This is a genomic window from Bacillus sp. FSL R5-0397, from assembly GCF_038593395.1.
Taxonomy (GTDB): domain Bacteria; phylum Bacillota; class Bacilli; order Bacillales; family Bacillaceae; genus Bacillus; species Bacillus altitudinis.
In genome coordinates this window covers 1,022,093-1,035,569 of record NZ_CP151992.1, presented here as the reverse complement: position 1 = coordinate 1,035,569, position 13,477 = coordinate 1,022,093, and the positions used below count along the sequence as shown (strand labels likewise).

At 40.9% G+C, this 13,477-nt stretch carries 11 protein-coding genes; 3 read left to right on the top strand and 8 right to left on the bottom strand.

Going from position 1 to position 13,477, the window contains the following annotated elements; all coding sequences use genetic code 11:
- Positions 1–2 precede the first annotated feature (2 nt).
- Positions 3–746, bottom strand: coding sequence for an MBL fold metallo-hydrolase (locus NSQ70_RS05155; RefSeq protein ID WP_039167545.1), 744 nt, complete (start codon positions 744–746; stop codon positions 3–5).
- Positions 747–901: 155 nt separating this feature from the next.
- On the opposite strand from NSQ70_RS05155, the gene yhfH reads away from it, so the two are divergent.
- Positions 902–1,039 (top strand): protein YhfH, encoded by a 138-nt coding sequence (gene yhfH / locus NSQ70_RS05150; protein WP_008359029.1) that lies wholly within the window; start codon positions 902–904, stop codon positions 1,037–1,039.
- A gap of 339 nt (positions 1,040–1,378) precedes the next feature.
- Positions 1,379–2,668 carry a cation:dicarboxylase symporter family transporter gene (locus NSQ70_RS05145; RefSeq protein WP_008348850.1) on the top strand — a complete coding sequence of 430 codons (1,290 nt, stop codon included), beginning with the start codon at positions 1,379–1,381 and terminating at the stop codon, positions 2,666–2,668.
- Between the two features lie 32 nt (positions 2,669–2,700).
- Here NSQ70_RS05145 and NSQ70_RS05140 read toward each other — a convergent pair whose 3' ends face one another.
- The 7 genes from NSQ70_RS05140 to NSQ70_RS05110 all read right to left on the bottom strand — a co-directional run bounded on the left by NSQ70_RS05140 (position 2,701) and on the right by NSQ70_RS05110 (position 12,746).
- Positions 2,701–3,750: a M42 family metallopeptidase gene (locus NSQ70_RS05140; RefSeq protein WP_024720001.1), complete on the bottom strand. Its 1,050-nt coding sequence runs from the start codon at positions 3,748–3,750 to the stop codon at positions 2,701–2,703.
- Positions 3,751–3,893: 143 nt separating this feature from the next.
- The gene (locus tag NSQ70_RS05135; protein WP_039167547.1) at positions 3,894–6,203 is read right to left on the bottom strand and encodes a YhgE/Pip domain-containing protein; all 2,310 of its coding nucleotides are present in this window, start codon (positions 6,201–6,203) and stop codon (positions 3,894–3,896) included.
- Positions 6,204–6,267: 64 nt separating this feature from the next.
- Positions 6,268–6,846: a TetR/AcrR family transcriptional regulator gene (locus NSQ70_RS05130; protein ID WP_007497184.1), complete on the bottom strand. Its 579-nt coding sequence runs from the start codon at positions 6,844–6,846 to the stop codon at positions 6,268–6,270.
- A 175-nt stretch (positions 6,847–7,021) separates the two neighbouring features.
- A complete protein-coding gene (gene hemY / locus NSQ70_RS05125; RefSeq protein WP_039167644.1) occupies positions 7,022–8,434 on the bottom strand; it encodes a protoporphyrinogen oxidase in 1,413 nt (470 codons plus the stop codon).
- A 22-nt stretch (positions 8,435–8,456) separates the two neighbouring features.
- The gene (hemH, locus tag NSQ70_RS05120; protein WP_047947071.1) at positions 8,457–9,395 is read right to left on the bottom strand and encodes a ferrochelatase; all 939 of its coding nucleotides are present in this window, start codon (positions 9,393–9,395) and stop codon (positions 8,457–8,459) included.
- A 32-nt stretch (positions 9,396–9,427) separates the two neighbouring features.
- Positions 9,428–10,486 (bottom strand): uroporphyrinogen decarboxylase, encoded by a 1,059-nt coding sequence (gene hemE / locus NSQ70_RS05115; protein WP_025207037.1) that lies wholly within the window; start codon positions 10,484–10,486, stop codon positions 9,428–9,430.
- Positions 10,487–10,610: 124 nt separating this feature from the next.
- On the bottom strand, positions 10,611–12,746 hold the full coding sequence (locus NSQ70_RS05110; protein ID WP_047947070.1) for a transglycosylase domain-containing protein: 2,136 nt from the start codon (positions 12,744–12,746) through the stop codon (positions 10,611–10,613).
- 127 nt (positions 12,747–12,873) lie between these two features.
- Between NSQ70_RS05110 and NSQ70_RS05105 the strand changes: the two genes are divergently transcribed.
- Positions 12,874–13,359 (top strand): antibiotic biosynthesis monooxygenase, encoded by a 486-nt coding sequence (locus tag NSQ70_RS05105; protein ID WP_047947069.1) that lies wholly within the window; start codon positions 12,874–12,876, stop codon positions 13,357–13,359.
- The last annotated feature ends 118 nt before the right edge of the window (positions 13,360–13,477 follow it).

Sequence of the window (13,477 nt, the reverse complement as noted above, 5' to 3'; positions counted from 1 at the left end):
CTCTATCTTCCTTCCTTGTTCCATCTAAGCCCTGATTGGGCAAGCTGTATATTGCCAGTATATAACGCCTGTGCTTCATTGACTAGGTCTTTATGCCGACCGAAATGAGGCAGATGGGTGATGATGAGCTCTCCAACATTTGCTTCACTTGCCAGCTTCCCTACTTCAGTGCTGTTCATATGTCCTGCACCCGATCCGTCTTGTCCAGCGTAAAAGTTGCTTTCGGCAATAAGTAAGTCTGCATCCTTGCTAAAAGGGATAAATGCATCTTGATAGCTGGAATCAGCTGTATACACCACCACAGCCTCATTTGCTTGAATTCTCATCGCATAGCATTCTGCCGGATGAACCGTTTTCAAAAAATCAATTTGAAATGGTCCAATTTGAATGCCCTCTTCCGGGTGATAAGGTTTTGTCTTTGTATGTACATCATCAGAGAGCCGCTGAAATGCTGCTTGATCCCCTGTATGTCCGTAGATCGTCAGCGGACCACTGCTTTTTCCTAAATGATAACCCACTAGCTTCGCATATTGGAGAGGTCCGATATCTGCAATATGATCGTGATGATAATGAGAAAGGAGTACAGCATCTAGTTCTTCTATATCAATGTATTGCTGAAGCTTTGACAGAACTCCGCTCCCGCAGTCGACAAGCAGACGAAAACCATCTGATTCAAAAAGATAACCTGATGTGGCTTCACCAGCTGCTGGAAATCCTCCGTAGCAGCCAATCACGGTTAATTTCATCGTCATATTTCCTCCTTTTCAAAAAATCCCCTTCTTACAATATACCCATTTTTCATAAAAAAAGCATTCTTCTTGCCTATTGTTACAAAACAGATTGACAATTATCAATCTGTTATAATACAATGATAACAATAAAACGTATTGGAGGATGACAAATGCTAGGAAAAATCACTGAGTTTTTTAGAAATTTGCCTTCAAAAAAATGCACAAAATGTGGAAATGATTTAATGGAACAGCACGAGTGTTACGGTAATGAATGTGAGGAATGCTCACAAGTAAGTTATCTTAAATAAGGAAATAAATAGAACAAAAAGGCACTTTTTTCCTCCTTCGTCAGTTGGAGTCAAAAGTGCTTTTTATTTTTTCTGAAAAATAGGTAAAAAGGTAAAACCCCTGGTACAGAAGGGTTTTTTAGTATTTTCATATGATGACTTTTAGTTCGGAAGGCACTTTTTATTGACTTAAAACAACGAAGGGGGTTCGAAGTGTCCATTTTTTCAAATAATTTTGTATTTTCTTAATATAATTTAATCGTGGACGAACCTCTTTAATTTTAGTTATACTTTAATTCATATATTAAAACTTAATATAATGGGAATATTCCTTTAATGAATATGTTAGGGAGGAAATCTATGAAAAAATTAAAATTTGGATTAGCAACTCAAATCCTAATCGGTCTTATTCTCGGTGTCGTGGTTGGTGCGATCTTTTTCGGTAACCCTGGTGTTGAGACATATTTAAAACCAATTGGAGACTTCTTCTTACGACTCATTAAGATGATTGTCATTCCGATTGTCGTATCTAGCTTAATTTTAGGTGTTGCAGGTGCGGGTGATGGTAAAAAAGTAGGGAAGCTTGGTTTTAGAACCATTCTTTATTTTGAAATTATCACAACGTTTGCGATCATCCTTGGTCTTGTGCTTGCGAACTTTGTTCAACCAGGTGCAGGCGTTGACTTTGGACATACAGAAAAACAGGATATTAGCCAGTATGTTGAAACGGAAAAAGAACAAAGCAGTAAATCAGTTGCTGATACGTTCCTTCATATCGTTCCGACGAACTTCTTCCAATCATTGGCGGAAGGTGATTTGCTTGCGATTATTTTCTTCACTGTATTATTCGCACTTGGCGTTTCAGCGATTGGTGAACGCGGCAAACCAGTGCTCGCCTTCTTTGAAGGTGTGTCACATGCGATGTTCCATGTCGTCAATGTTGTGATGAAAGCTGCACCATTTGGTGTGTTCGCGCTCATTGGTGTGACAGTATCAAAATTTGGTCTTGAATCTCTCGTTTCATTAGGTAAGCTCGTAGGTCTTGTTTATTTTGCGCTCGCTCTCTTCCTTATCGTTGTATTCGGAATTATTGGAAAGATGATTGGCGTCAATATTTTCAGATTTCTTGCTTACATGAAAGACGAAATGCTTCTCGCCTTTAGTACATCCAGCTCTGAAACAGTTTTACCGAGAGTCATGGATAAAATGGAGCGCATCGGGTGTCCAAAAGGAATTGTTTCTTTTGTTATCCCAATTGGTTATACGTTTAATCTGGACGGCTCCGTCTTGTATCAAGCCATTGCGGCGCTTTTCTTAGCGCAGGTATATGGCATTGACCTCACGATCGTACAGCAGCTCACACTGATCCTTGTATTGATGGTGACATCAAAAGGAATGGCTGCCGTTCCTGGTACATCCTTTGTCGTATTACTTGCAACACTTGGAACGATCGGTGTTCCTGCTGAAGGTCTAGCCTTTATTGCAGGTGTTGATCGTATCATGGATATGGCAAGAACCGTTGTCAACTTAACTGGTAATGCACTTGCAGCTGTCGTGATGTCTAAATGGGAAGGGCAATATGACCCTGAAAAAGGACACCGCGTGATGACTGGACAAGATGTACCTGAGCCAACACAACTTTCAAGCTAATCAAAAAGAACCCCGCGATCGGGGTTCTTTTTTTATACTGTGATTAATTTGCTTTGAACATAGTGGTACAGTAGATTGGCTGTATGAATCAATGAGTCTTCATGGGTTCTTTCAAAGGCATGCGAAGAGTCAATGCCAGGTCCAATCAGTCCATGAATGATATCATGCCCTGCTCGAATCGCTGCTGACGCATCTGAACCATAATAAGGGTATATATCAAGGCGGTAATCGATCTTATTTGCCTCAGCTAATGCTGCTAAATGTTTGCGCAGACCATAGTGATAAGGACCGCTAGAATCCTTCACACATATTGACACACTGTATTCATCGGTTGATTGACCGTCACCGATGGCTCCCATATCAACAGCCAAATATTCCACCGTTTCTTCCGGGATATTCGAGTTCCCACCGTATCCGATTTCTTCATTATTTGAAATTAAGAAATGTGTCGTATGCGGCAATGTGATGTTCTCTGTTTGAATGCGGTGAATCAATCTCAGCAACAACGCCACACTTGCCTTATCATCAAGGTGTCTTGATTTAATAAAACCTGAAGATGTCACTTCCACTCTAGGATCAAATGAGATAAAGTCTCCTACTTGAATGCCGAGTGCTTGCACATCGTCTGCATTTTTCACTTTCTCATCTAAGCGAATCTCCATATTTTCTTGATTTCGCTTCGCTTTTCCAGCATCCTCATATACGTGAACGGACGTTTGATGCATCAGAATGGTACCTGTGTATGTACGGCCTGTTACTGTTTCAATTTCACAATACTCGCCTTCTATCGAGTTATATTGAAAGCCTCCAATGAGTGCAAGACGCAGCCGGCCATTTGATTTAATTTCTTTGACCATCGCACCGAGCGTATCGACATGTGCTGTCAGCATGCGGTGTTCTTTGTCATCTGTTCCTTTTAGGGTGGCAATTAATCCGCCTTTTCGATTTCGTTTCGTTTCAATATTTAAATCTTGTAAAAAACGTTCGACAAAGCCAATCACTTTCTCAGTATTTCCTGATGGACTTGGGATCGACACAAGCTTTTGAATAAGCTGAATCGTTTCATTTACTTCCGTTGTCATTCGGCATATCCTCCTTCATCTAAAAGAAATTCTTTCCAAGCATGCCTTTTTTCAGCATCCTTCTTAAAATATATCGCTTCGGGTTCCTGATGTCTAATTTCTAATAGAAAAACCTTTCTCATGAAAGAGAAAGGTTTTTTTGATTAAGCTTCTTCTTGTTTCATTTTTCTTATGTTCCAAGCAAAGTATGCTGTTGTTGCAGCCATCATGATGATGGCTACTGTTCCAAGAATCGCTGCTTGGTGCCATAAATAACTGTTATCACCGCTTGCAATGATCGTTCTAAATCCGTTGATGGTATACGTCATTGGAAGCAGACTGTGAATAACTTGGAAGAATTTTGGTACAAGCTCAAGCGGGAATGTACCCGCACTTGCTGCAAGCTGAAGAACCAAGATAATGACGGCAATAAAGCGTCCTGGGTTCCCCATCGTCGTCGCAAGAAGCTGAATGATCGCTAGGAATGTCAGACTGACGATGATCGCAAAGAGATAGAAGCGCCAGAGGCTTTCCACTTCAAGTCCAAGTCCAAAGATCAGCATGGAGCTTGCAATCACTGCCTGCAAGATACCGACTAAGAGAAGCACACTATATTTGCTGACAAACCATTCAAACGCATTTCTAGGGCGTCCTGCAGGATCTTTCATTGGGAATACAACAGTCAGCATAAGAGCTCCAACAAAGAGTCCCATTGATAAAATATATGGTGTGAGCCCTGTTCCATAGTTATCAATTTTTTTCGCTGTATCATTCTCTGTTTTGACTGGACTTGCAATCATATTGTAGTTGTCCTGCCCCGCATCAATGTCTCCTGTTTCATCTGCAGCGCTTTTTAGCTTATCAGAAAGCTTTCCAGTTCCACTTTTTAAGTCACCTAATCCTTTATCAAGGGATTTTGACCCTTCAGCCAGTTTAGATGAGTTGCTTTGGATACTCGCTGATCCACTTTCTAGTTTATTCAATGCTGCACTAAGCTGGCTTGAACCATTTGCCAGTTTATCCGCACCACTTTTCGCTGTATCAAGCTTTCCATTTGCTGTTTGCAGGCCATCTTGTAATTTCCCTTGGCCCGTTTGAAGCTTCAGTGCACCTTGATACAATTTATTCGTACCGGATGTCATTTGATCAATCGCATTTTGTATGGCGACTGTCGATGTATACAGCTGTTCTGTTTTCTCTGGCAGCTGCTTGACTTGCTGTAGCTGTGCTTTTGCAGATGCAACCGCAGACTGAACTTCACTTGCGTCAGGCAGTTCCTGCAGCGCCGCTAAGCTTTGCTCAAGCCCAGACAAATCAGGCAGTTCGATTGTAGGAAGACTGTCTAGCTGATCCATTGCCGCCTTTTTCTCTTCATCTGTCATCGAGCTGTTTTGAATAATACTTTTTACTTTTGCATCTCGATTAGATAATGCTTCTTTTAAAGAAGCAAGTTTGGTACTGAACGTTTTTGCATCTTCTTTCACCTGATCAATCTTAGGCGCCATCTTTTCAAGGTTCGCTAATTCAGGTGAAGACAATACTTTCTCCACAGCAGCGATTTTTTCTGAAAATGATTGTGCTTTATTGTTCAGCTGCTCAATGCCTGCTGTGAATTGCGGCATTTTAGAAGAAAGCTGCTCATGTCCTTCACGGCTTGTGTTTAACCCTTCGGTCAATGTATCAATTCCTGTGCCAAGTTCACCAAATTTCTGATCAATCGTTTGATAGCCTGTTAAGAGCTGACCAAGACCGCTATCAAGAGATTGAATTCCAGTGTTCAGTTCACCCATTTTTCCTGCAAACTGATGAACACCTTCGCTATACGTTAACGTTCCTTCTGCCAATTTCGCCAGATTGTCTTTTAACTTTTGGCTACCGTCTTTTGCGCTTTTTGTTCCGTCATCAATTTTCTTCGCTCCATCGCTTGCTTGATCTAATCCTTTTGCAATCGTTTTGAAGTTATCAAAGATGACCTCTGCATAATTTTCTGTGACTTCCTTTGAAACCGAATCTTTTAATTTGATAATGGCGTTATTCGCAATTTGAGACGCAGCATAGTTTGCGCCTGGATTCGTATAATATTTCAGATTCGATTTTTTCGGATGTTTGTCTAGTACTGTACTCGCATTTTTCGAGAAATCTTTCGGAATCTCGACGACGAGATAATAGTCTTCGTTATTTAACCCTTTGATGGCCTTTTCTTCACTATCAACAAAATGCCATTTAAAACTATCGTTTTTCTTCAATTCCTTCACTAAATCATCGCCCACTTGAAGGGTTTTGCCGTCATAATGACTGCCTTCATCCAAGTTGACAACCGCTACAGGTAATTGATCAACTGTACCATATGGATCCCAGTAAGCTTTTAAAAATACACCACTATAAATCAGTGGAATAAATAAGACAGCTAAAATCGGGATCAGTAGTTTTTTGCTCGTCACAATGTCTTTCCATTGATTCCGAATTAAATTCATTGCTGTTTTCCTCCCATTGATGAATGACTAAATTAAGAATTCGGTCATTTGAACTCAAAAAAAATTATGTTGTTGCAGACAGTCCTTTTAGTACATAAAGCTCGAGCGATTCAGCGACCTCTTCTTTTGTTAAAGGCTCATATCGCTTTTCCCAGTCAAAAATAAGTGCAATATATAGTTTCACCATCACAAATGCCGTCAATTCAGGATCACAGGGCTTAATGTCGCCTTTTTCAATCGCTTCTTTTACTTTTGTTTTAATATAGCGAATGATCATCTGCTCCATTTTTTCAATCATTTCTTTCACTGCTGATGTGCCAAGCTCCGCATTTTCCTGAAAGATTTTAATTGTAAGCTGGTGGTTTTTTCGAAATTCTAATATTGCAAAGAGTGCTAAATGAAGGTTTTCTGAGAAACTATTCTTCTCATCTATTGCTTCATCTGCAATTTTCCTCATCTCCATTAACAGTGATGTGAAAATTTCATCGAACAGCTCTTCTTTGTTTTTGAAAAAAGTATAAATCGTTCCTTTTCCAACGTTGGCAAGCTTTGCTACAAGGTCCATTGTCGTGGCTTTATACCCGAACTGGGTAAATGCCTTTGTTGCTCCATCTAAAATCATTTGTCTCCTATCAACACTCATGATCTCACTCCCAAAATGACTATTTGAACGTTTCGGTCATTAAGTACAGAAAGTAATATACCACATCCTTTTCCTCAGATGCAACAACTTTGTTCAATTTTATTATTCACCACTCTTTTCTAAACATACGAACATGAAAAACTCCCTTTCCATGACAGAAAAGGGAGTTTGTTTTTTATGAAAATAGATAAGATACAGCTTCTGAGATGGCAGCTTTTCCTTGATCAATACAATCAGGAATCCCAACACCTTCAAATGCAGCACCCGTGATATAAATACCAGGATATGATTGCATAAACGTTTCTCGCATCGTCGAAATCTGTTTTTGATGACCCACATGATATTGCGGCATGCTTGTTTTCCAGCGAGTCACTGTCGTCAGCTCTGGATCTGCTTTAATATCCATGATTTTCTTCAAATCCTCCAGCACGATGCTCACGATTTGATGATCAGACTGTTCGACAATTGATTCATCGCCAGCTTTCCCAACGTATGCACGGAGCAATGTTTTTCCTTTAGGTGCAGTGTGAGGCCATTTCTTATTTGTCCACGTACATGCTGTAATGGAGAAATCACTATTTCTTGAGATGACAAAACCAGTACCATCATATTCATTGTGAACATCCTCTTCTTTAAATCCGAGTGCAACTGTTGCAACAGAAGTCGATGTCATGTCATGCAAGTACTCAAGCCCTGCTTCTTTTGGAAACATGGAATAGATCGATTGGTGAGGAGTTGTCACAATGGCAGAATCTGCAAAAAGCGTTTGACCGCTGTCTAATTGAACGCCATAGCCTCCCTCTGCTTTTTCAATCTGGGTCACTTTTGTCCCTTTGTAAATCTTCGTCAGCTTGAGTTTGCTTTCGACCGCTTCAACAAGTGCTTGCAGCCCTTGATTGATTGTCTGGAACTGTCCTTGCTTTTTCGCTGTCACTTGTTGCGCTTTTGCATGCTGCTGTGATTTTTTCATCCCAAGAATCAAACTGCGATGCTTCTGTTCTGTTTGATAGAACTGCGGGAAGGTAGACATTAAGCTCAGGCGATCAATGTCACCAGCGTAAATGCCTGATAGTAGCGGTTCAATTAAATTCTCCACCACTTCATCACCCACACGTCTTCTAAAAAATTCCCCCAGAGACTGATCTTCTGTCTGTTTGCTTTTTGGCAATACGAAATCCATCGCTGCACGTGCTTTTCCGGCAACTGAAAAAAGCCCAGTTGTAATGAAAGGACTGATTTGAGTTGGAATGCCCATGACAGCCCCCTTTGGCATCGGATGAAGGGTTTCATTGACTAATACATACGCTTGCCCTGTTTCATTATTGACGAGCTGATCAGATAGACCAACATCTTTTGCCAGCTGGGGTCCACTGACCTTTCTTTCTAAAAATGAATCGGGTCCACGTTCAATGATATAACCGTCTTTATATAATGTTTGAATTTTTCCACCTAGCCTAGGACTCGCTTCAATAAGAGATATTTGGATAGGAAGGCCTTTTTCTTCAATTTCCTTTTCCAAATAGAAGGCGGCGGCCAAACCCGTGATGCCACCGCCAATGATGACAAGGTGTTTTTGATTGTCATGCATAGGATCGCCTTCTTTTATATGATTACTTGCTTTCATTAAGCTTCTTTAATACGACTGTTGCCAGTGCATCAATAAATGCTGGTTTCGCATTTGGCATTTCTGGACGATAGTAGGCTGCACCAATTTCATCCGTGACGACTTTACATTCATAATCATTGTCGTATAACACTTCAAGGTGATCAGCGACAAATCCAACAGGCACGTATACAAATGTTTTATAGCCTTTTTGCTCAAATAGGTCACGCGTGAGATCCTGTACGTCTGGTCCAAGCCATGGATCAGGCGTATTGCCTTCACTTTGCCAGCCAATTTCATAATGCTCAATTCCTGCACCTTCAGCAATCATTTTTGCAGATTGTGCAAGCTGATCAGGGTATGGGTCTCCTGCTGCAATAATTTTTTCAGGAAGACTGTGTGCAGACACAATCAGCACTGCTGAATCTCTTTCTTCCTTACTCATGGATGCATACGTCTCTTTTACTTGTTTCACCCAATAGTCCACAAACTTCGGTTCATCGTACCAGCTTTCAACAGAAGTAATGTTCAGATGGCCAAGCTTTTCTGCTTCATCTTGTGCACGTTTGTTATACGATTTCACACTAAATGTGGAGAAGTGCGGTGCAAGGACAATACTCACCGCTTCTGTGATGCCATCTCGGTGCATGTCAGCGACTGCATCTTCAATGAAAGGCTCGATGTGTTTTAACCCAATGTATACATGAAATTCAATCTCGTCTTGGATCTCATTCAAATGTTCACACAAACCATTTGCCTGCTGTTCTGTAATTTTTGATAAAGGAGAAATGCCGCCAATTGCCTTGTAGCGGTCCTTTAAATCTTGCAGCATCTCCGGCTCTGGCTTTCTGCCTCTACGGATATGTGTATAGTAACGTTCAATGTCTTCTTCTTTATATGGGGTGCCATATGCCATGACAAGTAGCCCCATTTTCTTTTTCTCCACAACCAACACTCCTTCAGATCATTTGAAATCATTTAGATGGATGTTTTTTTATGTTTAGCTGAATAATCGTGAATAAAATCTGTCAGCTTCTTTAACGTGTCTGGTGAGACATCAGGAAATACCCCGTGACCTAAGTTAAAGATGAATTGATCTGATTTCATCCCTTGATCTAAAATCGCTGCTGCTCTTTCTTCAATCACTTCCCAAGGAGAAAGTAAAATCGTTGGATCAAGGTTTCCTTGTAACGTTTTTGTTAAGCCTTCTTTTCGCGCTTCGTCTATACTCATACGCCAATCCAGTCCAACGACATCAAGCGGCAAGTCATGCCAATCTTTCGCCAGATGGCTCGCACCGACACCATACATAATCATTGGTACGTTTTCAGACTTCAGCTCTGTGAAAATACGCTGCATGACAGGCTTAATGAACGTCCGGTAATCTGCTGCATTTAAAGCGCCAACCCAAGAGTCGAAGATTTGAAATGCTCGGACGCCTGCTTTTACCTGAGCGCGTATGTATGTGATCGTCATATCGGCTAATTTATTCATCAAAAGCATCCATGTCTCTGGCTCACTGTACATGAGCGCCTTTGTTTTATGATAATTTTTAGATGGACCGCCTTCAATCATATAGCTTGCCATCGTAAAAGGTGCACCTGCGAAACCAATCAGCGGAACATTCAACTGCTCCTCTGTTAACAGCTTGATCGTATCAAGCACATACGGCAGGTCTTCTTCAGGATGAAGCTCTCCAAGACGCTGGATATCTGCCTTTGTCCGAATAGGCGAGTCAATCACTGGTCCAATTCCATTTTTAATTTCAACATCCACTCCAATAGCTGGAAGCGGAGTCATAATATCTTTATATAAAATAGCGGCATCTACACCATATTGTTCTACAGGAAGTCTTGTTACGTAAGCACATAGCTCTGGCTGATGCGTAATTTCAAATAGCCCGTATTTTTCTTTAAGGGCACGATATTCAGGCTGCGAGCGTCCTGCCTGTCTCATATACCAAACCGGTACATGGTCTGTTTTTTCCCCTTTGCACGCCTTTAAGAACGTGTCATTAAAAGCCTTCGTTTTTCCCATTACCTTTCATTCCACCTTTCGCCTCACACTCTCTTTGTATAAGGCTCAAACACTGCTTTTACTATACCGCTTTTTCAAGGCTCGGTATACTAAAGCGGCTCAATGTTCAAAAAATCGCCGAATATTAACGTCCAAAAGCCTCTGGCTTGATATAAGCACTGCCTTCGCCTTCTTCTTGTGTTTGAGTATTGTATGGAACAACCTTATACTGCGCATCTGAAAACACATTTGCATACGGCATTGTGTAGCTGTTTGTTCCTGTTACAGAATCGATCAGGGTCTCGCTTCCATTTCTCATTTCATAAATACGATATTCAACGCGTTTGTCTTCCTGTTCATCCCATGACAGCTCCAATGTAAAGAGCCCTTTGATTTTAAATGCATAACGTGCTTCAAAGCCTGACAGTCCTTCTAAATGGATTGGCGATTGAAGTTCTTTAATTCCCTCTGGTTTTTGGAAGGTTTCATTGGTTATTTGGGCTGTCGTTAAAATATCTTTCATCAACTGCACTGGATACTGACTGCCGCCAGTTAAATAATGACTGTTATCCGTTTTGTCATACCCCATCCAGATTGCCCCTGTTGTACTAGGCGTGTAGCCAGCAAACCAAGCATCTTTCGTTGCCCCTTTGACACCGGAATACGTAGTTGTGCCTGTTTTACCAGCCAAATCTCCAGCGTATGATCCGCTCTGAGCGGTTCCGCCTTTGACGACCTGTTGAAGCATTCTTGTCATATTCCAAGCATTCTGAACGCTAAACACTCGTTCTTCTTTGTTTCGATATTTTTCAACGGTTTCTCCATCATCATTCGTGATTTTCTGAATGAAGAACGGCTTTTTATAAACGCCTTCATTTGCAAATGTATGAAATGCTCCAGCTATCTGCAATGGAGAAACCCCTTTTTCTAGACCGCCAAGCGCTATGGCAAGTCCTTTATCCGAAATATCCATCCCCATTTTCTCAAGATAAGATTTAGACGTATCGATGCCAAGCTGGCTTAACGTCCATACGGCAGATGTATTTTTGCTTTTCATGAGAGCCTCTACCATCGTGACCCTGCCCTCATACTGTCCATCGTAGTTCTTTGGAGAATAGCCGTCATAGCTTTTTTCCTTGTCCTCAAGCAGTGAATACGGTCTGAATTTTTTCTCCTGCATCGCTGGACCATATACTGCGATCGGCTTAAAGACAGAACCAGGCTGTCTAACAGCTGTGACTCTGTTATAACCTCTTGCCTGATATTCTCGTCCGCCTATTGCTGCTTTTACACCACCAGATGCGTTGTCAATAAACACAGCGCTTCCTTCAGGTGACCCGCTTTTTCCCGGGAAATAACGATTGTTTTTCATTGCATCATAGGCAACTTTTTGCAAATTCATATCGATTGGTACCGTAATGGTATAGCCGCCTTGAAGCAATTGTTCATGCGAAATCGAATACTGTGATTCTGCTTCTTTAATCATGAGATCTACATAACTGTCCACCCAAGGGGTTTCTGATTTCTTTTTTAAATGAATACCAAGTGTTCTTCCTTTTGCTTCAACTGTTTCTGTAGAAGACAAATATCCTTGTTCATTCATTAAATTCAGGATGGTATCCCGTCTTTGTTTATTTTTATCTGGGTGTAGAACAGGGGAATACGTTGAAGGTGCCTTTGGCATGGCAGCAAGTGTAGCTCCTTCACTGACAGTGAGATCTTTTACATCTTTACTAAAATAGTAATTGGCCGCTGCTTGGATCCCATAGACGCCATGACCAAAGTAAAGCTGATTCAAATACATTTCAAGCAGCTTGTCCTTTGAATAATCTCTTTCTAAATTGATCGCAATAATGACTTCTTTTGTTTTTCGAAGAAACGTTTTATCATTTGTGAGAAAGATATTTTTGGCGAGCTGCTGGGTGATGGTACTGCCGCCTTCTACCTTTCCACCTGCTAATATATCTCGATAAACCGCCCTTGAAATCGATTGTGCATCAATTCCGTGGTGCTCATAAAAGCGCTTGTCCTCTACAGCAACAAAAGCTTTCGCCACTTTATCTGGGACCTCTTTTAATGACACAGGGTCCCGATTTTCTGAATACATGCTTGTGAGTTCTTTTCCATTCTGATCAATGATTTTCGAGGAAGCGTGAAAAACGAGCTTCTTCTCATCTATGACATAATGTCCTAAAAATAAAATGGTCAGATAGCCAATAAATGAAAGCACGATTGTACTTCCTGCAATGACTAATGGAATGATTATCTTCTTTTTCTTCAAATTAGGTCACCTCATTCCTTTATACGGATAGTATGGGATGTATTGCTTCATAATATGTTTTATGGATTGACTACCAAAGAATTATATATCATTCTTTTGTTATACTATCAAGCAGGAGGCGGTTTAGATGAATTTCTATATTACATATGGAACAGCAGACTTTTTGCAAAAAATCGCAAAAAAACATCATCTTGAAAATCTGCTTTATACGGTCGGTAAGGAACAAGCGGCTCTTTTTCATGAAACGGAGGGTGAGACAGTCTTTAAAGCACCCCATGCCTATGATGTGATTTATACAAAAGGTGAGCTCGTCCAATCTGGCTTTGTCACGCTGAATCATATCCCTGTAAAGCTCGAAAGCAGAGCGCTTTTTGAATCCACCTTTCAGAAAAAAACAAACATGTCAGAGCACCAGCGCGGCTTTCAGGCGCTTCGTGTGTTAAGACCAAAAAAAGATGAAGAAGTGTACTTGATATTGACCCTTTGGGAATCTGAAGACTTATTTCAAGACTTTCAAGAGTCAGAAGCATTCTTTCAGCCACACGAGGATACTGGCTCCATCTTCTCTCGTCCTGCCTATCTGACATCCTATCATGCCGTCGTAGACCATTAAGGAAGTGCTGCTTTTCGCACTTCTTTTTTTCATAAAAAAAAGCCCTTCTGCTGGGCTTTCAACGCTTATCTCTAAGCTCGTACCGATGAATGATTGGCTGAAGCACATAAAAATTCAG